Origin of the sequence: Collinsella phocaeensis, from assembly GCF_900119895.1 — a bacterium.
Lineage (GTDB): Bacteria > Actinomycetota > Coriobacteriia > Coriobacteriales > Coriobacteriaceae > Collinsella > Collinsella phocaeensis.
On the sequence record NZ_FQLR01000003.1, the window covers coordinates 164,397 to 186,615 of the forward strand.

Annotated in this window: 16 protein-coding genes and 1 pseudogene; 3 read left to right on the plus strand and 14 right to left on the minus strand. The window is 68.8% G+C overall.

Annotated features, from left to right (window positions below):
* Positions 1–111: 111 nt before the first annotated feature.
* From yfcE to larB, 3 genes and pseudogenes are all read right to left on the minus strand, one after another.
* A pseudogene (gene yfcE / locus BQ7355_RS01440) lies at positions 112–672 on the minus strand (phosphodiesterase); the annotation flags it as partial.
* Positions 673–733: 61 nt separating this feature from the next.
* Complete coding sequence (gene larC / locus BQ7355_RS01445) at positions 734–2,092, minus strand: nickel pincer cofactor biosynthesis protein LarC (RefSeq protein ID WP_143761659.1); 1,359 nt, start codon at positions 2,090–2,092, stop codon at positions 734–736.
* The gene (gene larB / locus BQ7355_RS01450) at positions 2,089–2,862 is read right to left on the minus strand and encodes a nickel pincer cofactor biosynthesis protein LarB (RefSeq protein ID WP_205407538.1); all 774 of its coding nucleotides are present in this window, start codon (positions 2,860–2,862) and stop codon (positions 2,089–2,091) included. Before larB ends, larC begins: the two co-directional genes overlap by 4 nt.
* A 188-nt stretch (positions 2,863–3,050) precedes the next feature.
* Here larB and BQ7355_RS01455 point away from each other — a divergent pair, with 188 nt between their 5' ends.
* Positions 3,051–3,518: a DUF308 domain-containing protein gene (locus tag BQ7355_RS01455; RefSeq protein WP_072414594.1), complete on the plus strand. Its 468-nt coding sequence runs from the start codon at positions 3,051–3,053 to the stop codon at positions 3,516–3,518.
* Between the two features lie 30 nt (positions 3,519–3,548).
* Here the strand turns inward: BQ7355_RS01455 and BQ7355_RS01460 are convergent, their stop codons facing one another.
* Complete coding sequence (locus BQ7355_RS01460; RefSeq protein ID WP_072414595.1) at positions 3,549–3,908, minus strand: arsenate reductase family protein; 360 nt, start codon at positions 3,906–3,908, stop codon at positions 3,549–3,551.
* Between the two features lie 135 nt (positions 3,909–4,043).
* On the opposite strand from BQ7355_RS01460, the gene BQ7355_RS01465 reads away from it, so the two are divergent.
* Positions 4,044–4,967 carry a PHP domain-containing protein gene (locus tag BQ7355_RS01465; RefSeq protein ID WP_240307283.1) on the plus strand — a complete coding sequence of 308 codons (924 nt, stop codon included), beginning with the start codon at positions 4,044–4,046 and terminating at the stop codon, positions 4,965–4,967.
* Between the two features lie 92 nt (positions 4,968–5,059).
* Here BQ7355_RS01465 and hisE read toward each other — a convergent pair whose 3' ends face one another.
* The 9 genes from hisE to hisG all read right to left on the minus strand — a co-directional run bounded on the left by hisE (position 5,060) and on the right by hisG (position 13,268).
* The gene (gene hisE, locus BQ7355_RS08920; RefSeq protein ID WP_083581386.1) at positions 5,060–5,377 is read right to left on the minus strand and encodes a phosphoribosyl-ATP diphosphatase; all 318 of its coding nucleotides are present in this window, start codon (positions 5,375–5,377) and stop codon (positions 5,060–5,062) included.
* A gap of 42 nt (positions 5,378–5,419) precedes the next feature.
* Entirely contained in the window at positions 5,420–5,740 is a 321-nt protein-coding gene (gene hisI / locus BQ7355_RS08925) for a phosphoribosyl-AMP cyclohydrolase (RefSeq protein WP_083581389.1), read from the minus strand.
* Positions 5,737–6,522, minus strand: coding sequence for an imidazole glycerol phosphate synthase subunit HisF (gene hisF / locus BQ7355_RS01475; protein ID WP_072414597.1), 786 nt, complete (start codon positions 6,520–6,522; stop codon positions 5,737–5,739). The genes hisI and hisF overlap by 4 nt, the downstream gene beginning before the upstream one ends.
* Positions 6,523–6,525: 3 nt before the next feature.
* On the minus strand, positions 6,526–7,269 hold the full coding sequence (locus tag BQ7355_RS01480; protein ID WP_072414598.1) for a 1-(5-phosphoribosyl)-5-[(5-phosphoribosylamino)methylideneamino]imidazole-4-carboxamide isomerase: 744 nt from the start codon (positions 7,267–7,269) through the stop codon (positions 6,526–6,528).
* A gap of 244 nt (positions 7,270–7,513) precedes the next feature.
* Positions 7,514–8,242, minus strand: a complete 729-nt coding sequence (locus tag BQ7355_RS01485; RefSeq protein WP_072414599.1) for an imidazole glycerol phosphate synthase subunit HisH — start codon at positions 8,240–8,242, stop codon at positions 7,514–7,516.
* A 124-nt stretch (positions 8,243–8,366) separates the two neighbouring features.
* A complete protein-coding gene (hisB, locus tag BQ7355_RS01490; protein ID WP_072414600.1) occupies positions 8,367–9,035 on the minus strand; it encodes an imidazoleglycerol-phosphate dehydratase HisB in 669 nt (222 codons plus the stop codon).
* Positions 9,036–9,038: 3 nt separating this feature from the next.
* A complete protein-coding gene (hisC, locus tag BQ7355_RS01495) occupies positions 9,039–10,130 on the minus strand; it encodes a histidinol-phosphate transaminase (protein ID WP_072414601.1) in 1,092 nt (363 codons plus the stop codon).
* Position 10,131: 1 nt separating this feature from the next.
* Positions 10,132–11,538 carry a histidinol dehydrogenase gene (gene hisD, locus BQ7355_RS01500; RefSeq protein WP_072414726.1) on the minus strand — a complete coding sequence of 469 codons (1,407 nt, stop codon included), beginning with the start codon at positions 11,536–11,538 and terminating at the stop codon, positions 10,132–10,134.
* A 5-nt stretch (positions 11,539–11,543) separates the two neighbouring features.
* Complete coding sequence (hisG, locus tag BQ7355_RS01505; protein ID WP_072414602.1) at positions 11,544–13,268, minus strand: ATP phosphoribosyltransferase; 1,725 nt, start codon at positions 13,266–13,268, stop codon at positions 11,544–11,546.
* Positions 13,269–13,644: 376 nt separating this feature from the next.
* On the opposite strand from hisG, the gene BQ7355_RS01510 reads away from it, so the two are divergent.
* Positions 13,645–16,143 carry a lectin like domain-containing protein gene (locus BQ7355_RS01510; RefSeq protein WP_072414603.1) on the plus strand — a complete coding sequence of 833 codons (2,499 nt, stop codon included), beginning with the start codon at positions 13,645–13,647 and terminating at the stop codon, positions 16,141–16,143.
* Positions 16,144–16,250: 107 nt separating this feature from the next.
* Here the strand turns inward: BQ7355_RS01510 and BQ7355_RS01515 are convergent, their stop codons facing one another.
* Positions 16,251–22,166, minus strand: a complete 5,916-nt coding sequence (locus BQ7355_RS01515) for a beta-N-acetylglucosaminidase domain-containing protein (protein WP_072414604.1) — start codon at positions 22,164–22,166, stop codon at positions 16,251–16,253.
* Between the last annotated feature and the right edge of the window lie 53 nt (positions 22,167–22,219).

Below are 22,219 nucleotides of genomic sequence, written 5' to 3' on the forward strand. Positions count from 1 at the left end.
GTTCTCGTAGCGCGCCATGCGCTCGCGATCCGGCATCCCCTTCGTCGCGCATGTGAAATGACGCAGAGCCGAAGAGGTCCTCTCGAGCGTCGAGTCATCCGTTGCGGCCTTTTCGAGGACCACATGGCGGAACGACTCCCCAAGCGCCTTACCGCTCTCGTACACCCCGTAACTGTGCGACCCGTCCTTGGGGATGGAGACGCTTCCGGGGTTGAACAGCCAGATCCCGGGATGATTGACGCTCTCCTCGTTGACCTTGATGTGCGTGTGCCCGTACACGATCGCCGAACCCGCCCTCAGGGCAGGGACACGGTCCACGCTGTTGTGCATGCCCGCGCCGAACACGTGCCCGTGCGTGCAGAAGAGCTCACGGCCGTTTTCGTCGACGATGCTCGCGCTATCCGCCATGCAGGGAAACTCGAGAACCATCTGGTCCACCTCGGCCTCGCAGTTGCCGCGGACGGCGATCAGGCGCGTCGAGGCGGCGAGCTCGTTCAACATCGGGATGACGCGCTTGGGCGCGTAGTCGCGCGGGAGGTCGTTGCGGGGACCGTGGTAGAGCACATCGCCGAGAAGCACCACGGCATCGGGGCGCTCCTCCCCGACGGCCTCTATAAGGCGAGCCGCCCAATACGCGGACCCGTGAATATCGGAAGCGATCAGGACCTTCATGCTGCCTCCTGGATCATAGGATCATAGATGGATGGCGGCGCAGCCGCCCGCGTCCCCGATTCTAGCACCCGGCCTCTGCGGCCCGAAGCGCCGCACGCACCACCTCGCGCAAGGGGACTCCGGACTCCTCGGCGCAACGGGCGCAATCCTCGTACTCCGGCGTAGCGCGCAGACCGCCTCCGGGCAGCACGGCGCGCTTTACCGTCACCGCGCCGTATGGAGTCTCGACGCGCACGAGTTCGCGCGCAAGCACCGTGCGCTCCATGACGCACCTCCGTATGCCCAGGGTGGTCGTCTCCCGGAAGATGACGTCCTCGACCGCGGCAGCGTCGGCGGGATCGCATACGACCTGGAGCTCGAAGCACGCGCGCCCCTTTTTGCCGAAAACCGGAACCCAGTGCACTTCGCGCCCACCTGCCGCGCGGATCCGCTCCGCCGCGTAGGCGAGCACCTCGGGCGTCTCGTCATCGATATCGCACTCGAGCTTCACCACGGCACGGGGCGCTTCCGTCTCACGGGACAGGTCGAGCGGGGCATCAGCGGGCTCGATCAGCATCGCGCGCAGGATCGACGGCACGCCGTAACTGCGCTTACCGGCTCCGCAGCCCACCGCGCGCACGCGGTAGCGCACGGGAAGACTGCCGCCGGGCCGCATCGCGCCCAGCAAGGCGGCGCCCGTCGGCGTCGTGAGCTCGCCCTCAACCGACCCGGGCCGCAGCTCCAGCCCGCAGGCGGCGCATATGTTCACCGTGGCCGGAGCGGGAACCGGGATGATACCGTGCTGGCAGCGCACGGTGCCGCCGCCGGCGGGCAAGGGGCCGGCGACGACGCAGTCGGGCGCGAGCCGGTCGACGAGCACCGAGACGGCAACGATGTCCGCGATCGAGTCGACCGCCCCCACCTCGTGGAAATGCACCTCATCAACGGGGATACCGTGGGCGGAGGCCTCGGCATCGGCGAGGATGCGGAAGGCGTCGAGCGCAAGCGCCCGAGCAGAATCCGTCAGGGCATGCGCGCCCCGGAGCATCCGCTCGATATCTGCGATGCCGCGATGGCCGTGCGCACGGCCGGCGTGCACGTGGATGTGGGAAGACGCGAGATCGTCATGATGCCCCTGGGCATGATGGCGACCGTGCGCATGCGCGCCCTCTTGCCCCTGCCCGTGCAGGTATGCCATATCGTGATCGTGGTTCTCGTGCTCAGCGTCCAACACCACGTCGAAATCGCAACACGCGATGCCCGCACGGGATACATGCGAGATCGCGATCTCGTACCCGTCGACCGGCAGGCTTTCCAGCGCCGCGCGCACCGCCTGCTCGTCGGACTCGTCGCCCAAATCGAGCAGGGCCCCCGCGAGCATATCGCCCGCCACGCCGCCCGCGCACTCCAGGTACAGAACTCGCCCTTGGCCGTCCCTCATGCGCATGCGCCCCTTCCGGCGAGATGATTGATCAGGGATGCCTGGTAAGCCGCCCCGAACCCATTGTCGATATTGACCACGGAGACGCCGCTCGCGCAGCTGTTGACCATGGCGAGCAGCGCCGTGACGCCGCCCAGGTTCGCCCCATAGCCCACGCTCGTGGGCACCGCGATGACCGGGCACGCCGCAAGGCCGGCGACCACGCTCGCAAGAGCGCCCTCCATCCCGGCGACGGCGATGATGACCCGGGCGCGGGCGATGTCGTCCCCGCACGCGAGAAGACGGTGTATCCCGGCGACTCCGACATCCTGCACGAGCTTCACGCGGTTGCCCAGAAATCGAGCGGTCTGGCAGGCCTCCTCGGCCACGGGCGCGTCGCTCGTGCCCGCGCTGAGGACCAAGATGGTCCCGTCGCCGTCGGGCTCGGGCAGGCTGCCGGTATAGGCGATGCGCGCTCCCGGGCGATATGTCAACTCGATGCCAGATGCGCGCACCGCCGCGGCCTTCTGCTCATCCAATCGCGTCACGAGCACGCGCTCCTGGCAGGATTCCGCGAGCGCGCGGAGAATCTCCGCGATCTGCCCGGCGGTCTTCCCCGCCCCGTAGACAACCTCGGCCGCCCCGCAACGCAACGCGCGCTCCCCGTCGAGCCTCGCGCACCCCGCATCCACGATAGCCGCCGCTCGCACACGGGCGACGAGCTCCGCAGGCTCCAACGTGCCCGCAGCGACCGCTTGCGCAAACTCCTCGAGCCTCGTTGCATCGATCATGGGCGCCGCCTCCTCTCATCGATGATTCGCATGCGACCCTAGCACAGGCACCGCACCCGAAAACACCGCCGCCGAGCAGATTTCCATACACACTCCTCATGACCGAAGCGCAAGCTGCTATTCTGCCATGAGAACGCACATGCGGCGGCTCGAGTCCGCCGGACCTCAATTCGCGACAGGAGCCCCTCATGAGCGAACGCGACATCTGCAACGAGACCGAGCCGAGCGCCGAGGAGCGCCCCGAGGTCGAGGATCGATCCGCATCTGCCGACTGCGCGCCGTCCATGGCCGAAGGTGCGGACGGAGCAGCTTCTGCATCCGCCGATAGAGACGAATCCGCCGGCGAGCATGACGGTCCCGATGGCACCGAGGTCCCCGAATCGCAGGATGCGCCCGCATACGGAAACCCCGGACTGCCCGTCGCGTCCGTCATCTTCGGCATCGTCGGCCTCATCTTGGGAGGCTACGTCAGCTGGCTCCTCAGCGTTCTTGCAGGCATCGTGGCCATCGCGCTGTCCATCTTTGCGCGCAAGCAGAACTCCCCATGGCCCGCGGTCGCGCGCGCCGGCCTCGTAATGGGCATCGTCGACATCGTCGCCAGCATCGCGCTCGTGGGCATCGTGCTCTGGCGCCTCTCGAGCATCGGTCTGATCTAACGCTGCGGCCGTACGGGCCCGAGACGCTGCCTAGAGCAGCGCCTCGGTCCACGCCTCCTCGCGAAACCCGACCAGCACGAAGTCGTCGCCGACAACCAGCGGGCGCTTCACCAGCATGCCATCGGTCGCCAGGAGCGCAAACGCGTCCTCGTCGCTCATGCCGGCATCCAGCTGGGCCTTGATGCCGAGCTCGCGGTACTTCATGCCGCTCGTGTTGAAGAAGCGGCGCAGCGGTAGCCCCGAACGCTGCTGCCAGCTGGCGAGCTCCTCTGCGGTGGGGTTGTCCTCCACGATATGACGATCGGTGTAATCCACCCCGTGCTCGTCGAGCCACTTCTTGGCCTTCTTGCAGGTGGTGCACTTGGGGTACTCGATGAACAGGACGGACATAGCCTCTCCTCCATACGGAAGGCGCGCTCCCCGCGCGACCTCGATCGTTTGCGTTCCATCATAATAGAACGTCTGTTCGTGTTTTGCAACTCGGGATGGTCTACAATCTGGAAAATCAACGAACCGAGATCCGGAATGCGAGGACCCATGCACGCGTCGCCCATCGTGGACTGCCATACGCACACGAGCTTCTCTGATGGCGCCTCCACCTTTGAGGAGAACGTCCGCGCCGCTTCGGCGGCCGGTTGCCGCGTGCTCGTCTCCACCGACCACCTCACGCTTCCGGCCAGCATGGATCCAGACTGCGAATGCCAGGTGCGTGAGTCCGAGCTGCGGCTCCATCGCGAGGCGTTCGAGGCCGCGCGTGAGCTCGCCGCGCATATCGCACCCGACCTCGAGTTCGTCTACGGCTTCGAATGCGACTGGTATCCGGGGTGCGAGCCGCTCGTCGACCGCTGGTCCGCCGGGGCGGCCGTGCGCCTGGGCAGCGTGCACTGGATCGGGGATCCCGGATGTATCCGCGGCGGTGCAGCAGGCACCCCTGGAACCGAGGCCGTCGCGCCCGCGGGGGCGCCGGGCTCCGGGTCCGGCTGGATCGACTACTCCGAGAACATGCACGTCTGGCACGAGCTGGGCGCCGACGGCGTGCGGGCCACCTACGTCGACACCTGGTGCCGTGCCTGCGAAAGCCCGCTCGCCTTCGACGTGATGGCCCATCCCGACCTCGCCGAGCGGTTCAGGAATGAGGGCCTTGCGCCGACGTCGCCCCTCGAGCCCCTCTGGGACCAGATGGCCGCCTGCGCGCGCGACACGGGCAGGCGCATCGAGGTCTCGACCGCCGGACTGCGCAAGAGCGTCGGCGGCTACTACCCCGCCCGCGGGCTGCTCGAGCGTTTCGCGCGCGCCGGCGTCCCCATCACGTTCGGGTCGGACGCGCACCGCGCCGTCGACATATGCTGGGGAATCCGCGAGGCGCAGCGTTACGCCCACAGCTGCGGCTACCGCACGTTCGACGTACCGCACGCCGACGGCAGCTGGGAGACGATCGGGCTCGATTGACTCCCCGTGCGAACCTTTCGCCGCCGGACGGCGATCCCGCCCGGCGTGCCAAAAGGGTACGTCCCTTTTGGCACGGGCGCAGCTCCCGCCGCTTAATGCATGCGCGCGTCGAGCTCGCCGGCGAGCTCGTCGAGCCCCACCCCATAGCGCTCCAGCACCACGAGCAGGTGGTAGATCAGATCGCCCGCCTCGTAGCGGATGTGCTCATGATCGTCGTCCTTGCAGGCCATCACGACCTCGCCCGCCTCCTCGACGACCTTCTTGAGCAGGCTGTCCTCCTCGCCCGCAAGCAGGCGCGCGGTGTAGCTCTGCTGCGGGTCGGCGTCGCGGCGGCCGCGAATGGTCCCCGCGAGCCCCTCGAGGGTCGCTCCGATATTCCCGGGCTGCACGTGTTCCGTTCTGACTCCCATGGCGGTATCTCCTTGCCTCATCCCGACGGCCCGCAGCCGCCCTTACGCCTCGACCGTGTTGAAAAAGCAGCTCCGGCTGCCCGTGTGGCACGCCGGCCCGGGCGAATCGACGCGCGCGAGCAGCGTGTCGCCGTCGCAGTCGGCCGCGATCGACACGAGCCTCTGCATGTTGCCGCTCGTCGCCCCCTTGTTCCAAAGCTCTTGGCGGCTGCGGCTCCAGAACCAGGTCGTGCCCGTCTCGAGCGTGAGGCGCAACGACTCGGCGTTCATCCACGCCACCATGAGCACCTCCCCGGTGTCGTGCTGCTGCACCACGCAGGGGACGAGGCCCCGCCCGTCGAAGGAAAGCTCGTCGATGCTCATGCGAAATCCAATCTCACGGGAATGCCCTGGGCCGCCATGTATTCCTTGACCTGGCGGATCGAATAGGTGCCGAAGTGAAAGACGCTCGCGGCGAGCACCGCGTCGGCCTCGCCATCGAGCACGCCCTCGGCGAAGTGCTCGAGCGTGCCCACGCCGCCCGACGCGATCACGGGAATGGACACGGCGCGCGCCACCGCGCGGGTGAGCGCCAGATCGAAGCCCTCCTTGGTGCCGTCGCGATCCATGCTCGTGAGCAGGATCTCGCCCGCGCCCCGCCGCGCCGCCTCCTCCGCCCAGGCGACCGCGTCGATGCCCGTGGGCGTGCGACCGCCGGCGAGATAGACCTCCCAGCGGTCGGCGCCCGGCGCGCCCGGCTCGCCCACGCGCTTGGCGTCGATCGCCACCACCACGGCCTGGCTACCGAACGCACCGGCGGCCTGCGAGATGAGCTCGGGGTCGCGCACGGCGGCGGAATTCACCGAGACCTTGTCGGCACCCGCCGCCACCATGGCGCGCATGCCCGCCAGATCGCGGAACCCGCCGCCCACGGTGTAGGGAATCGCGAGCTCGGCGGCTGCGTGCGCGGCCATGTCGATCGTCGTGGCCCGGTTGTCGCTCGTGGCGGTGATGTCGAGGAACACGACCTCGTCGGCGCCGGCCCGGTCGTAAGCGGACGCGAGCTCGATCGGATCGCCCGCATCGCGCAGGGCGACGAAGTTGACGCCCTTCACCACGCGGCCGTCGCGCACGTCCAGGCAAGGGATGACGCGTTTCGCGAGCATGGGCTACCCCCTCCCTTCCGCCGCCGCCAGCGCGTCCTCCAGCGCGAAGGACCCCTCGTAGAGCGCGCGGCCGGTGATGGCGCCCTCGATGACGCCGTCGCCGGCGGCCGCGAGCCGGCGGATATCGTCGAGCGTCGAGATGCCGCCCGAGGCGACAACGGGAAAGCCGGCGGTCCGGGCGATGGCGCGGTAGGCGCCCACGTCGATGCCCGTCTGCATGCCGTCGCGGGCGATATCGGTGAACACGAGGTGCTTGAACCCCAGCGCCGCAAGCTCGGCGACGAGGTCGAGCGCCTCGCGTTGCACCCCGTCGCGCCAACCGTTGACCTTGACCAGGCCCTCGCGCGCGGCGATGTCGGCGACGAGCAGCTCGCCGAAGCCGCGGGCGGCCACCTCGGCGAACCCGGGTTCGGTCACGAGCACGGTGCCGAGCGCGATGCGGGCGGCACCGGCGGCTGCAAGCTCATCGATGCGGGCGAGCGACCGCACGCCGCCGCCCGCGTCAACCGACAGGCCCTCGATGCCGCAGATCGCCCGGATGGCGCGCAGGTTGGCCGCACGGGCGGGCTCGTCCTCCCCGAACGCTGCGGACAAGTCGACCACGTGCACCCAGCGCGCGCCGGCGTCGGCAAACGAGCGCGCCACGGCGACGGGGTCGTCCGAGTAGACCGTCATGCGGCTCCGGTCGCCCCGCTCGAGGCGCACGACCTTGCCGTCGATGAGGTCGATGGCGGGAAACAGGATCAAGGGGATACCTCCTTCGTAACGGATAGAGAGGAAGAGACGGGCAGGCGGCGCAGGGGCGCTGCCCGGGCGCGAACCCGAGCGGCCCGATACGGCAACGCATCCCAGACCGCTGGACGGACGGTGGACGTGGACCGAAAGGTCGGCGCGCACGGGCCGGACGGCCGGAGGCGCGGGACGGGCGGCAAGCCCGGACCGGAAGGCCGCCGACGGGCGCGCGGCGGAGGCGTCCCGCAGCATGCTCCCCTTACGAGCAGATGCGGACGAAGTTCTCCAGGATGAGGTGCCCGTGGGCGGAGGACTTCTCGGGGTGGAACTGGCAGCCGAACACGTTGCCGCGCCAGACCGCCGAGGCGAAGTTGCGGGCGTAGTGCGTCACGCCGGCGACGTCGGCGGGCTCGACGTCGCCATCGAGCGCATAGGAATGCGTGAAGAACACGTTGGCGCCCTCGGCGAAGCCCTCGAGCAGCGGGCATACCCGGCCCGCCTCGGTAAGGTGCACCTGGTCCCAGCCCACGTGCGGCACCTTCAGGCGGGACGAGACGAGGCGCGTGCAGCTGCCCGGAAGCACGCCGAGGCCGCGCACCCAGCGCGAGCCGTCCGCCTCGAACGCCGCACCCGGCCCCAGGCCGCCGCCGCGCGCGTCGAGCGCGCACGATACCGGGGCATCCGGGGATACGCCCTCGTCTCCGCGCTCGAACAGCAGCTGCAACCCCAGGCAGATGCCCAGAAAGGGCGTGCCCTCTCCGCCCGCGACCGCCTCGACGACCGCGGCGGCCTGGCCGCTTTCCGCCATATAGGCGATGGCGTCGGCAAACGACCCCACGCCGGGCAGCACGATGCCGTCCGCGCGCGTGAGGGCGGCGGGGTCGTCCGAGACCTCGACCGCGGCGCCCGCGCGGGCAAGCCCGCGGGCGACGCTCGAGAGGTTGCCCTTGTGGTAGTCGATCACGACGATCTTGGGCGAAGCCGCCATGGACGTCCGCTCCCTTCCGCTCGCATCCCCGGCCCGCGCACGGCGGGCGGGGGCGTGCACCTCGTTCATCCCCGGCCCGCCCGCCTCGTCGCACGCAACGCGCCGGACGGAACCGAGCCCTGTCTTAGAGCGCGCCCTTCGTGGAGGGCACGCCCGCCACGCGCGGATCGTGCTCGCAGGCACGGCGCATCGCGCGACCCGCGGCCTTGAAGGCCGCCTCGATGATGTGATGGGAATTGCCGCCCGCCAGCTCGCGCACGTGCAGCGTCACGCCGGCGTCGCGCGCGAACGCGTAGAAGAACTCCACCGCGAGCTCGGTGTCGAAGGTGCCCACGCGCTCGGTGGGAACCGGCAGGTCGCAGTAGGCCTGTCCGCGCCCGGAGATGTCCACCGCCGCCATGACGAGGGTCTCGTCCATGGGGATCGCCGCGTCGGCGAAGCGGCCGATGCCCGCCTTGTCGCCCAAGGCCTGCGCGAACGCCTGGCCCAGGACGATGCCCGTGTCCTCCACGGTGTGGTGCGCGTCGACCTCGGTGTCGCCGACGGCGCGGACCGTGAGGTCGAACAGCCCGTGACGGCCGAACGCGTTGAGCATGTGGTCGAAGAAGGGCACCCCGGTCTCGATGTCGCAGGCACCTGCGCCGTCCAGGTTCAGGTCGATCGCGATGTCGGTCTCCCCGGTCGTGCGGGTCACGCGCGCGCGGCGCGCGGGCGCGGAGCCCTCCTCGGTCGACGCCTTGCCGGATGGGGCCACCGCCGCGACGACGGTCGCGGGCTTGCGGTACACGGTCATCTCTCACGCCTCCTCGTCCAGCAGCGCGGACAGCGCCGCCAGGACCTCGTCGTTTTCCTCCGGCGTCCCGACCGTGATGCGCAGGCACCCCTCGAGCCCGGGCGCATAGGAGAAGTCACGCACCAGCATAGAGTACTCGTCGCGCAGCCGCTCGCGGATACGGCTCGCCATCGGCATGCGGACGAGCAGGAAGTTCGCGCGGCTGGGCCACACCTTCACGCGCGGGTCGGCGGAGAGTGCGGCGAACATACGCTCCCGCTCGGCGACGATGCGCTCCACGACCGGCGCGAACTCCGCGCGGGACTCCACGAGCGCGAGCGCCGCCGCCTGGCTCAGCACGTTCACCGAGTAGATCTGGCGCACCGCGGCGAACGCCTCGATCACATCGGGAGCCGCCAGCACGTAGCCGCAACGGATCCCCGCGGCGCCGAACGCCTTGGACAGCGTGCGCAGCACGACCAGGTTGGGATGGCGGTCGAGCAGCTGGGCGGCCGAGGCGTCCTCGCCCGCGAACTCGATATAGGCCTCGTCCACCATCACCAGGCCGCGGCACACGTGGCACAGGCGCTCCACGAAGGACAGCGGGACGAGGCCTCCCGTCGGGTTGTTGGGCGAGGTGACCACCGTGAGCTTCGACCAGTGCGCCGATGCGAGCACCGCCTCTTCGTCCAGCTCGAACGTGCGCGGGTCGCGGCCCGCGCGGCGGACCGGCGTCTGGGCGAGCGAGGCGAAAAACTCGTACTCCGAGAAGCACGGAGGGCAGACGAGCAGCTGGGACGCGCGCCCGCCGAAGGCGAGCAGGTAGTTGTAGAGCAGCTCGTCGCCGCCGTTGCCCACGCAGACGCATGCGGGCGCGACCCCGTGCCGCGCGGCGATCTCGGCGCGCAGGGCATGCGACATCGGGTCGGGGTAGCGGTTGAGCGGCGTGGACGCCAGGGCGGCGTCCACCCGCTCGCGTACCCCGTCGGGCACAGGGTAGGTGTTCTCGTTCGCGGAGAGGTTGATGCGGCAGGGCGTGAAGCTGGGGTCGTACGGCTCGATGTCGGCCAGGTGCGGCTGGACGAGGGCCCGTACGCGATCGGACAGGCGCGCCACGCTAGCCCACCTCCCCGCACGGACGGGCGCCGGCAACGACCGTCGCCGCGTCGTCGACCGGCCACGCGATCTTCCCCAGGTCCACGTCGGCAAGCCCCGTGGCGCTCACCGCCGCCTCGCCCAGCTCGAGCGAGCGACGGCGCAGGCCCACCGAGAGGCCGTGCGCCCACAGCCCTTCAGCGCAGGCCATGCGCTGCGTCGCGGGCGCATCGGCCATAAGACCGGCAGGCGTGTAGCACACCACGGAGGAACGCTTGACGAAGTCCTCGACCGACAGCGGGCTGGAAAACGTCGCCGTGCCGCCGGTCGGCAGGGTGTGGTTGGGGCCCGCGACGTAATCGCCCAGCGGCTCGGAGCTCCAGGCACCCACGAAGATGGCGCCCGCGTTGCGGATCTTGCCCAGAAGGCCGAGCGCATCGGCGCAGTGCAGCTCGAGGTGCTCCGGTGCAACCGTGTTCACGGCGCCCACGGCGGCGTCCATGTCCGCCGCGATCACGACCGTGCCCTCGTTCTCGAGGGACGCGCGGGTGATGTCGGCACGGGGGCTCTGCGCGCAGAGCTGCTCCACGGCCGCCTCGACCTCGCGCGCGAAATCCGCGTCGCAGGTGACGAGGTAGCACGCCGCCAGCGGGTCGTGCTCGGCCTGGGCCATGAGGTCGGCCGCGACCACCATGGGGTTCGCGGTGACGTCCGCCAGCACGCACACCTCGGAGAGGCCGGCCACCATGTCGATGCCCACATCGCCCGAGACCACCTGCTTGGCCGCCGCCACGTAGGCGTTGCCCGGACCCGTGATCTTCTCGACGCGGGGGATGGACTCCGTGCCGTAGGCGAGCGCGGCGACCGCCTGCGCGCCGCCCACCAGGTAGATCTCGTCCACACCGGCCACCTTGGCCGCCGCGAGCGTGACGGCGGAGATGAGGCCGTCGCGCTGCGGGGGCGTCACCATCACCACGCGCTCCACCCCGGCGACCTTCGCGGGGATGGCGTTCATGAGCACCGTGGAGGGGTACTGGGCGCGACCGCCCGGCACGTAGATGCCCGCCGCGGCGAGCGGCGTCACCTTCACGCCGAGCATCGTGCCGTCTTCGCGCGTCGTGAACCACGACTGCGCGACCTCGCGCTCGTGGAAGGCGCGGATCTGGGAAACGGCCTTCTCGAGTGCGGCGACGAAGGCGGCATCGATCGCCTCGAGCGCCGCGTCGACGCGCTCGGCGGGCACATGGAAGCTCTCCAGGTCCACGCCGTCGAATTCCCGGCAGAAGCGGCGCAGGGCGACATCGCCGCCCGCGCGGACCGCGTCCACGATGTCGCGGGCGGCCTCCTGGATACGGGCGGGAAGCACGCCCTTGCGGCTGAGCTGGTCGATGACGAGGCGCTCTCCGGGCGCCAGCGAGATGGTCCTCATGGCCATCACTCCTCTCCTGTTGCGATGAGTCGGCGCACGAGCTCGCGCACGCGCGCGTCGGTGCGGGCGCGCCCCGGGTTGACGAAGAGCCGCGCGGTGCACTCCATCAGCTCCCCCGTCACGACCAGATCGTTCTCGCGCAAGGTCGTGCCCGTGGCGGTGATGTCCACGATGCGGTCGGCCATGCCCACGATCGGCCCGAGCTCGATGTTGCCGTGCAGGGAAACGATCTCGGCGTTGACGCCCCGGCGCTCGTACCAGGCGCGGGCGATGCGCGGGTACTTCGTGGCGACGCGCAGCACCCCGGTGCGGGCGTAGGAGCGCTCCGCACGCTGCGCGCGGACGCTCGCGGCGGGCTCCGCCTCGATGAAGCGGCAGCCGCCGAACCCCAGGTCGGCGAGCTGCAGGACGTCGAGCCCCGCCTCGATGAGCGAGTCCCGGCCGCAGATGCCGCAATCGGCCCCGCCGCAGGCCACGAAGGCGGGGGCGTCCTGGGCGCGCACGATCACGAGCTCGAGGGTCCCCAGGTCGCCCGCGGTGCCGGCCGCCGCGCGGTCGGGCGCCCCCACGATGAGGTGGCGCCCCGCGTCGACGAACGCCGAGGCGTCGAAGCCGGCACCCTCGAGCGCGCGCACGGTGCCCTCCTTGAGCGACCCCTTGGGGACCGCGATGCGCAAGGGTCGCCGCGCGGAAGCGGAAGCGGATGCGGCGGCAGCCGCGGCGGAGGCCGGCTCGGCCCCGACGGATACGGGGCCGCCCGCCTCGCCCAGCGCGCGCTCAAGGCGCTCGAGTGAGAAGGCGAAACCCGCTGCGGGGACGCCCCGGGCGCCGAGAGCGCCGTCGAACACGCGGTCGTACCTGCCGCCGGAACCCACCGGGTCGGACGCGCCGGCCGCATACGCCTTGAAGACGAGGCCCGTGTAGTAATCGAAGGACCCCATGAGCGAGAAGTCGAAGGAGAGCGCGCCGCCCATCGCCGGGTCCGAGCACGCGTCTGCGTGCAGCGCGCGCAGCTCGGCCGTGGCCGAATCGTCCACGCCCGCCTCCTCCAGCAGCGCATCGACCCGGTCGAGCGCCTCGACGCCGCCCGCGACGCGCGGCAGGGCGCAGATCGCGCGGCGCATGGACTCGGGCAGGTCGGCCGCGGCCGCATGCGCGTCCAGGTCCACGAAGTCGTTGGCGTGCACGTCTGCCAGCGCCCGCTCGGCGAGCTCGGCATCGCCGCATGCCTCCAGCAGGGCGCGGAACGGACGGACGCTGCCGCACACGATCCGCCATCCGGGCACGCCGAGCTTCGCGAGCGCGCCCGCCACGAGACGGACCGCCTCCGCATCGCCTTGTTGCGCGCTCACGCCGATCAGCTCGAAGCCGAGCTGCGTGAACTGGCGCGTGGCGCCGGCGTCGCGCGCGGCGGCGCGCACGACGGGCGCCTCGTAGCGCAAGCGCAGCGGAAGGTCTCCCGCAGCCATGCGTGCGCGCACGATGCGAACGATGGGCAGGGTGTTGTCGGGGCGGACGACCAAAAAGCGGCCGTCGTCATCGAAGAGGCGAAACGGCGTGTCGGCCGCACGGCCGCCCGCATAGAGGCCCGCCTGGTCTTCGAGCAGCGGCGTCTCGATGGGTCGGTAGCCGCTGCCCTTGAGATGCTCCCGCACCGCCTGCGCGATGTCCTCGCGCGCCTGCGCCTGGTCGGGCAGTATGTCTCGGAATCCCCATGGTGCGGCGGTCATCTGCGGATGCTCCCCTCTCGTGCGGCCGTGCCCGGGCACGCGCCCCTTCGACGCCGATGCCCGGAAGTCGCTTTAGTTTAGTGGAGTACTTAAAGCCGCCCAGCGCGGCAGCGAACCGTTACAGGGCAGAAACACGCACGCCATACCGCACGCACGGCCGGGGACGTGGCCCGGGGCCCGAAGACCATGATTCGCCGGCAGCGGCACCTCGCCTGTCGCCGTCCGTGCCCCCGGCATTCGTTACCGTATCGCTATCATTCATTCCCATCGTGGGATACCCGCCCTGCATCGGCACCGCACGCGATACCGTAAGTATATCTGGCTGCACACGTGCCCGCTCCAGCGCGAGCCGGCGCGAGACGAACGGGGGGGGACCATGAGCATCTATTCGTCCGGGCGCAAGCCCGGGAGCTATATGGGATGGGCCGCCGCATCCGCCGTCCTGCTCGCGGGCGTCCTCGGCACCCTGGCTGCGGCAGGGGCCGAGACGCTCGCCCAGCGCATCTCGCCCGACTACGTCCCCACCGTCGAGAGCATCGTCTCGGGAGGCGACCCCTTCGCCTGGAGCGCGTCGCCCACCTCGCTCGCCCGCAGCGGCGCGGCGCTGCCCGCCGCCTTCGACCTGCGCGACAACGACATCTACGGCGACACCGTCACGCCCGTGAAGTTCCAGAACCCGTGGGGCACCTGCTGGGCGTTCGGCGTGGTCGCCGCATCCGAGACGAGCATCCTGTCCGAGGCCAGCGCCAAGGGCATCGAGGTGCCCGAGGCCCTCACGGACCTCTCCGAGCGCCAGCTCGCCTGGTTCACCTACCATGCGCTGCCCGAGAACGATGACGCCGACGGGCAGGCCGGCGAGGGCCTCATCTCCCTGCTCGACGACAGCGACGTGCTCAACTCGGGCGGCTTCGCGCTGTACGGCTCGTCGCTCTTCTCCTCCGGCATCGGCCCCACCACCGAGCAGAGCGTCCCCTACCGCGGCAAGCAGGGCATCATCCAGACCATAAAGGACGCCGAGGGCAACGAGATCGACTACTGCCACAGCGCCGACGACGACTGGAGCGTCGACGAGGAGCAGCGCTTCGAGCAGGCCCTCGAGCTCGAAGAGTCCGTGCAGCTCCCCTCCCCCGGCACCTACGCCCTCAACGAGAACTGGGACGCAGTCGATACGGCCAACGAGGCCATCAAGGAACAGCTCTACGCTGGTCGCGCCGTGTGCATCGGCTTCAGTGCGGACAACTCGCAGCCCGGTCAGATCAGCGAGACCGGCTTCATGAACCCGGGTGATAACGAGACCGGCACGTGGGCGCACTACACCTACTACGACGCGGGCGCCAACCACGCGGTCACCATCGTCGGCTGGGACGACACCTACTCCCGCGAGAACTTCGGCAACCCCGACCCCGAAACCGGCGAGGTGAACGAAGCGCACCGTCCCCAGCGCGACGGCGCCTGGATCGTCAAGAACAGCTGGGGCTCGACCGGCGAGTTCCCCAACGGCACGCCGGACGGCTGGGGCACGGACGGCTCGGGCTACTTCTACCTCTCCTACGACGACCCCACGATCTCGGACCCCCAGGCGTTCGACTTCAAGGTCGAGTCGATCGAGAGCACAGACGAGGGGTACTACAACCACCAGTACGACTACATGCCGTCGGGCGATATCCAGACGGTCCGGAGCGAGTCGGAGGTGCGCGTCGCGAACGTGTTCACGGCCGACGAGAACGGCGAGATGATCAGCACGCTGGGATGCGAGACGACCGCCCCCGGCACGGAGGTCACCTTCGAGGTGTACCTGCTCGACGACGATGCGGCGCTTCCCGATGACGGCGAGCTCGTCCGCACCGTCAAGCGCGACTTCGGGTGGGGCGGCTACCACACCGTCGAACTCGAGGACGACTCGCTCATCGTCGAGGGCGGGCAGCGCTTCTCCGTCGTGATAACCCAACAGGACCAAAACGGAATCTACCGCGCATCCTGGGAGGTGGGGACCGGCATGGCCGGGCGCGAGGCGATGCGCCAAAGGTACTACGACTACTACGTGGGCGTGCACTACCGCGCCATCCGCGACCAGTACCTCTACGACAAGCGCGACGAGCTCATCGCCCAGGGCCTCGACGAGGACACGGCGTGGGAGCAGGCGATGGCCTGGGTCGACACGGACGAGGTGCACGACGAGATCTACGGGCTCGCCGAGAAGATGGCGGAGACGACCGCCGAGCGCGCACTGCCCAGCTACTACGCGAACGCCGTGGTCAACGAGGGCGAGAGCTTCCTGTTCTCCGAGGATGAGGAGACCGGGGAGGCGTCCTGGGCCGACTTCGCGCTCGTCTCCGAGGCCGCCGAAGCGAACGGCGTCGAGGCCGACAACCCCTGCATCAAGGCGTACGGCTACGTCCTCCCGGACGGCTACTTCGATGGGGCGGCCGCAGAGCAGATCGCCGAGCTCACCAAGCTCGTGGCGACCGGGACCGAGACGCTCGCCTCGGCCCAGGTGAGCGTCGACGGCACGGACGTGCCCACCTCGGCCCACTGGGTCACCGCCGACATCCGCTCCGCGCTCGCCGACGCGCTCGACGAGGCCGCGACGATGCTCGAGAAGGCACAGGCCGGAAGCGTGACGCAGCACGAGATCGAGGACATGAGCCAGCGCCTGTCCGATGCGAACGAGGCCTTCCTGGAGGCCCGCAAGCCCGGAACCAAGCAGGAGGCGTCCAAGGATCCCGACCCGAAGCCCGAAGAGAGCGAGAAGCCCGCAAAGCAGGACAAGGACGACCTGCCCAAGACGGGCGACGCCGCCCTGGCGGGCATCCTCGCGACCTCGCTCGCCGGCGCCGGAGCGCTCATCGCGGGCCTGAAGCGCCGCCGCAAGTAAGGACGCGGCACCGCACGCCGACATATCCGCAAGGCACGCAAAGGACCCCGGCAGCCGTCAAGCTGCCGGGGTCCTTTCGGTCATATGCGAACCGTCCCGATGCGCACTTACCTGCTGCGGCGGCGCACGATCACGCCCGCGACGATGGCGATCACGGCGACCGCGGCGACGCCGCCCACGACGGCCAGCGTGTTGTCGCCGGTCTGGGCGAGCGTTCCGCCCGTACCGGGCTTGCCGGTGCTGCCGGGCTTGTTGGAGCCGCCGGCGTTACCGGCGTTGCCGGTGTTGCCGGTGTCACCCGAGCCGCCATCGCCAGGCGTGGAGGGACGGGTGAGGCCATCGATCTCCGCGAGGATATCGGCGCGAGCCGCCTCGACCTCATCGGCGGTGCCGCTCTTGAGGAGCGCCTTGCCTGCGGCGACGGCGTCCTTCAGCGCGGCGACGCTCTGATCGGTGTAGACCGAGGTGTCGATGGCTTCGGCGCGAGCGATAGCGTCTTTCAGGGCGACCACGTTCACGAGCTGGGCGCGCGCATCGACGATAGCCTGGGCAAGCTTGCCGTTCTCGCTATCCTCATGCTCGGCCTCGGCCGCCTTGATGGCGGCGTCGAGGGCCTTCCAGCTGTCGGAGGTGTAGTCATCCTCGTCGAGCTTCTTCGCATCCGCCAGGACGCCATCGAGATCGACGGCGACGAGCTTTGCCTGAGCGTCGGCGAGGTTCTGGGCAGCCTCGGCGATCTGCTCGGCGGTGCCGTCCTCGAGCAGCTTCTTGGACGCCTCGTAGGCGGCCTTGTACTGCGCGTAGGAATCAGGCGTGTACGCGCCCTCGGAAATGCCCTCGAACTCCGCCTGGGCAGCGAGGAGCGCCGACACGTCGACGAGACCGTCGCGGGCGGCGAACAGGTTGTCCATCGCAGCATTGAGCTGCGCGGGATCCTTCACGCCGTCATCGACCAGCTTCTGCAGGGCGCTCAGGGTCTCATCATAGGAAGCCTTGGAAGTCGTGGTGAAGTCACCCTCGCCCCACTTCAGCTCTTTTGCATCCTCGAGCACCAGCGCCGCGCGATCGGCAGCGGTGGCATCGAAGACCAGGTTCTCGCGAGCAGCCTTGAGGTTGGCCGCGAGCTCCTCGCCCTGCGTCTCGGAGATGTTGTCCGCATCCTTCAAGGCCTCGGTCGCGGCGGCCAGAGCCTGGCTGTACGCGTCCCACGTGGTCTTGGTGTACGCGGAGCCGTCCTGGATGGCGCCCTCCACGAGCTCGGAGAGCTCGCCTCCGGCGTAGCGGACGACCTTGTTGGCCACGGCGTTCTCCAGACCGGCCTTCAGCGAGGCGGCGGCGTCCGCCGTGATCGCGGACTCGTTCGCCAAAGCCCCCTCGGCAGCGGCGACCGCCGTGTCGAGCGCGGCCTTGCTGTCAGCGGTCCACGTGGAGGTGTCGGCCTTCTTGGCCGCATCGAGCGCGCCGCGCAGAGCGGCGATGCTATCGGTGCTTGCACCGGCGGCCTTGCCCAAGAGGTAGATCTCGGAGATCTGGGGCGCGATGCCCGCGGGCCACTCGATGACGACGTCCTTCACCGCGGTGAAGTTGACGGCGGCACGGGTTGCGGCGATCACGTTGCCGAAGCGGAACTCCTGAGAGTTCTGATCGAGCGTGCCGAGGGTCACGGTCTCGGTCGCGCTGTAGGAACCGTCCGTGTAGAGGACGGCCTTGACGGTCGCGCCGCTGGGGTTGCCGCGAGAAATGATGCGGACGCCCTCATAGGCGGTGCCATCGGCCTTCAGCGGGGTGGAGACGTGATAGGTCAGGGTGCCCGCGGTGTCGCCGGAGGGCGCCCACTGGCTCTCGAGATTCTTGTCGATCATGTTGCTGGGCAGCATGTCGCGCTGCTCGGCGACGGTGCTCTCGAAGTCGCCGCCCGCATAGGTGGAGACGTACGCGCCCTTGTTGATGCGCAGCTCGCCCAGGCAGATCCAGCGGTGACTGTAGGTACCGGTGAAGCGGATGCGCAGGTAGCGACCAGTGGCGTCGAGGTTCTCCGCCTTGGCGGTCATGTTGCCGGGGACCTCGCTGGAGTGCGTGAGCCACGGGGCGCTCTTCGCGGTGTCGTCGTTGAACGCGTCCTCGACGATATCCTCGCTGTTGATGTCGAGGACCTGGGTCCACTGGCCATCGGCAGCGTTGGGATCGCTTGCGACCTCGATCACGCCGTTGCGGATGAAGTCCTTGCTGGTCTCGGGAATGAAGTACTCGAAGGTGTTGATGGTGCGCTCCTGGCCAAGATCGAAGACGACCGTGTCGCCCTCGCTCGGGTAGCCGGCGATGGTGGAGTTGGTGCCGATGTTGCCATCGAAGACCTTCGCCACATCGAAGCTATCGGAGCCGGGAACGTCGCTGGAGACCAGCTTCGGCGCCAGGGAGTCCAGGAATGCGGCCTCATAGCCCTCGAATGCGACGGTGGCGCCGTCGGCGTTGGCCCTGTAGCCCACATAGCGTGCGCTCACGGCCTCGGAACCGAGGGGCTTCCACTCGATACCGTTCATGGAGTAGACCGCGTCCGCCTTGGTGGCAGCGGTCTCGCCGGCGGCAACCGTGACCTCGCGGCGGATGCCGCCCAGGTCGACGGCGACGACGTCGCCGCTTGCGGGCAGCTTCACCGTGGCGTCGGTCGTGGAGGCGCCATCGGTCGTCACGCGACCCTTGAGGCCGGCATCCGGAAGCTCGAACGTGGAATAGATGCTGTCGGCGCTGAACGTGTAGCGTTCGTAGGCCTCGAGCTCGTACAGCTGGAACCAGTTGGAGGTGCCGCTGTTGGATACGAGCTTGATGGCCGTCGCCTCGACGGTTGCGAAGTTCTTGGTCTCGTCGGCAGAACCGGAGAGGTCGCATGCCTTGGTCCAGGCGCCGCCCTCGGCATCGGGGGTCTCATCGACGGTGTAGTACACCGAAGCGGACGAGAACTTGTCGCTCGCGCCCTGCAGAACGCGGACGGTGTCGATCTTGACCGTGCCGCCGAGGGTCATCATGACCCAATCGCCCTGCTGCGTAGCGCGGCTGCTCCAGAACTGCGTGGTCTCGTCGCCGTCGATGGCGCGCGCGATCGCGTTGCCCTGGTACTGGGGCATGTTGGTCGAGATGGTCTTGGCGGCCGTAGCCTCCTCGCCAACGGTGGCGTACAGGTCCGCAACGCGCCACCAGATGTTCTTGCGGGTGTTGTTGACGACCTTGACGGCCTTGGCCTCGACGGTCTTGCCCAGCTTGATGGCCTGCGCGGTCTTGTTGTTGATCGAACCGGCCTCATGCCACTGGCCGTCAGCCGTCTGGTAGTAGGCGGTGCCGTCATCGATGGCGTCGCCGCCGTTGTTGGAGATGGCCTGCTTGAAGACGATCGCATCGATGGACTTCACGCCGTCGAACGTGACGATGACGGCCGCACCGGCCTCGGTGCCGTCGTCCTTCTGGTCGCCGACGCCATGCGTGAGCCACGCCTCGGTGCCGTCCTCGCCGTCGGACGCGTTGCCCAAGGGCTTGCCAGAATCGGCGCTCACCTGGTTCTCAACCGCGACCGTACCGAAATACGCCGCGGACTCGGAAGCGGGACCGTCGACCTTGTTGATCTCGACCTCGTTGATGGTGAGCCAGCAGGCTCCCTCGTTGGCGGCCGTGGCGATCAGGCGGACGCCGAAGACGTCTGTCTGGCCCAGGCCCTTGAAGTCGACGACCTGCTCGCGGTTGTTGTCGAGCGTCGCGCCCTCCACATCGACCCATGCGCGGCCGCCTTCGGTCTCACGCAGGACCTGCAGCTTGCCCGTGCGCAGCGTATCGTTGAGGTGGCCGGCATCGTAGGTGACCGTGAAGCGATCGAGGTCGAACGCGTTGGTCTTCTCCACGCCGAAGAACGTGCCCTCGGCGATGGCCGCCGGGTCCTTGTAGCTCAGGCCGGTGCTAGCTTTGCCGTCGAACAGGACGTCCATGTCGGCAGACGGGCTGTCGGTACGGCTCGTCACGAACTTGGTGAAGTTCGCGTCGGGGTTGGAGGCCAGCTCGGCGCGCTCGGCTACGTAGGTATCGAGCGCGTTGATCGTGGGCACGATGTGCGCCTTGCCGATGCGGGCGTACTCGGTGTGGTCGATGTAGAGATAGCCATGGTTGTTGGCATCGTCGAGCTTTGCGGTGCCCGCGGAGTACTTGGCGATCAGCGTGGACTTGTCGCCCGCCAGGTCGGCCTTGACGGCCTCGAGCTCGAGAAGGGCAGCCTCGGACTGCTCCTCCATCGCGTCGACCCAGGAGCTGATCTGCTCGAGCATATCCTTGTTGCCCGCAGACGCGCGGTAGGACGCGGCGGTCTCCTTCAGCTCGGTGAAGATCGCGGTCATGCTATCCACATCGCCTGCGGTGACCGTGCCCGCGGCGAGCTTGGCGCGGAAGTCGGCCAGCGCATCCTTGATATCGGCAGACTCGCCGTTCTCCCAGGTCGCGCCGCCGCCGTACATGCGGAGCGCATGGCCGGAGAGGGCCTTGAGCGCATCGGAGCCGGCGGTTGCGACCGGAGAGTTGTGGTCCACGTACGTGAAGGAATCGTCCCACGCGGCGTCGGCGTGCTCGGTGGACGTCCACAGGTTCCACGTGAAGTCGGCGTTCATGAAGATCGCCTGCTTGGACGGCTCGGACTGCTGCATGGGGTTGAGCACGACGCCCTCGACCTGGCCCGGCTTGAGGTCGGCGCCCAGGAAGTTGTTGTGGCCGCCCATGTGCAGGGCGTCCTTATCGTTATCGGAGCAGGGCCAGTTGATCCACATGAAGGGTGCGACGCCGGAGTTGTTCTGGAACGTGGTGGCAAACTGGCTGTCGATCTTGCCCCAGATGCGGCCACCGGTGTTGACGACCTGGATGGTATCGGGAAGGTCCTGATACCATGCCTCGCCCTGGCCGTAATAGGCCACGGGGCAGAAGATGATCGTGTCCTTGAGGCCGGGGTACTTGAGCGAACCGTCCTCGTTGGTGGCCCGCTGCTGCTCGCGGACCCATTCCGTCATGTCCTCGCACAGCTTGATGTACAGGTCGGAGCCCTGGTCGGCCGCATCGTCGGCCAGGATGGCGATCTGGCGGACACCGTGGTCCATGACCTGCGTGAACTTCGCCTTCAGAACCTCTACGGACGCATCGTAGTTCGCGTCGGTGATGGGGTTGCTCATGAAGGGGTGCAGCGCGTAGACGAAGCGGCACTTCGACTCGTTGCCGGCCTTTGCCAGCGGGTCGATCTTCTCGGTGAGCTCCTCCTCGGTGTAGAGGGTGCGCCACTGGGCGTTGTGCTTGGGATCGTCCTTCGGGGCGTACACGTAGGCGTTCAGCTTGTAGTAGCCGCCCCACATCATGAGGTTCACGCGGTCCTCGGTGCTCCACGGGTTGCCGTAGTAGCCCTCGATGAAGCCGCGCGTGATGACGTCCGCGTAATCGCACACGGTGAAGGCGCGAAGCTCCGCGCCCTCGGTCTGCTGCAGGATCTGGTACAGCGTGGTGAGGCCGTAGTACGCCGCATCGGTGCTGGCGCCCAGGACGATCACGCGGTCGGGCGTGTCGCCGGTTGCGGGCAGCGACGCGAGCACGTAGGCATCGGTCTTGTCGAACAGACCCTCGGTGATGGCGAGGGTACCGGACTTCACGAGCTCCTCGACCATCGTGTCGACGACGCCGCCGGAGCCCTTCACGCCCACCAGGATGTTGGTGGAGCGCGCTCCGCCGAGCTTGTCGGACTGCTTCGCCTTCATCCCCTTGAGGGCGAGGACCTCGTCGAGGCGGGCCGCGGTATCCGCATCGACGCCGTCCTCGAGCACGACGTTCGCTTCGCCGCGAAGCGTCTGCGCGCCCGCGGCGTACGAGGCCTCATGCGGGGTCGGGTAGATCTGGTATCCATCCTCTGCTGCCCAAGCGGGCGTGACGGCACCGAAGGCCGCCACGCCGCACAGGGTTAGAACGCAGAGGATGAACGACCAGACCGCGCGAATCTTCGTAACGGTTCGGTTCATTCATCCTCCTTCTGGACTATACGGTTTACAGCCGCGCGACCTGTGAGCCTAAA

Bases quoted from the DNA above. Each gene is read 5' to 3' on its own strand.
- larC (WP_143761659.1), bottom strand. From the start codon at position 2,092: ATGAGGGACGGCCAAGGGCGAGTTCTGTACCTGGAGTGCGCGGGCGGC.
- larB (WP_205407538.1), bottom strand. From the start codon at position 2,862: ATGATCGATGCAACGAGGCTCGAGGAGTTTGCGCAAGCGGTCGCTGCG.
- BQ7355_RS01455 (WP_072414594.1), top strand. From the start codon at position 3,051: ATGAGCGAACGCGACATCTGCAACGAGACCGAGCCGAGCGCCGAGGAG.
- BQ7355_RS01460 (WP_072414595.1), bottom strand. From the start codon at position 3,908: ATGTCCGTCCTGTTCATCGAGTACCCCAAGTGCACCACCTGCAAGAAG.
- BQ7355_RS01465 (WP_240307283.1), top strand. From the start codon at position 4,044: ATGCGAGGACCCATGCACGCGTCGCCCATCGTGGACTGCCATACGCAC.
- hisE (WP_083581386.1), bottom strand. From the start codon at position 5,377: ATGGGAGTCAGAACGGAACACGTGCAGCCCGGGAATATCGGAGCGACC.
- hisI (WP_083581389.1), bottom strand. From the start codon at position 5,740: ATGAGCATCGACGAGCTTTCCTTCGACGGGCGGGGCCTCGTCCCCTGC.
- hisF (WP_072414597.1), bottom strand. From the start codon at position 6,522: ATGCTCGCGAAACGCGTCATCCCTTGCCTGGACGTGCGCGACGGCCGC.
- BQ7355_RS01485 (WP_072414599.1), bottom strand. From the start codon at position 8,242: ATGGCGGCTTCGCCCAAGATCGTCGTGATCGACTACCACAAGGGCAAC.
- hisB (WP_072414600.1), bottom strand. From the start codon at position 9,035: ATGACCGTGTACCGCAAGCCCGCGACCGTCGTCGCGGCGGTGGCCCCA.
- hisD (WP_072414726.1), bottom strand. From the start codon at position 11,538: ATGAGGACCATCTCGCTGGCGCCCGGAGAGCGCCTCGTCATCGACCAG.
- hisG (WP_072414602.1), bottom strand. From the start codon at position 13,268: ATGACCGCCGCACCATGGGGATTCCGAGACATACTGCCCGACCAGGCG.
- BQ7355_RS01510 (WP_072414603.1), top strand. From the start codon at position 13,645: ATGAGCATCTATTCGTCCGGGCGCAAGCCCGGGAGCTATATGGGATGG.
- BQ7355_RS01515 (WP_072414604.1), bottom strand. From the start codon at position 22,166: ATGAACCGAACCGTTACGAAGATTCGCGCGGTCTGGTCGTTCATCCTC.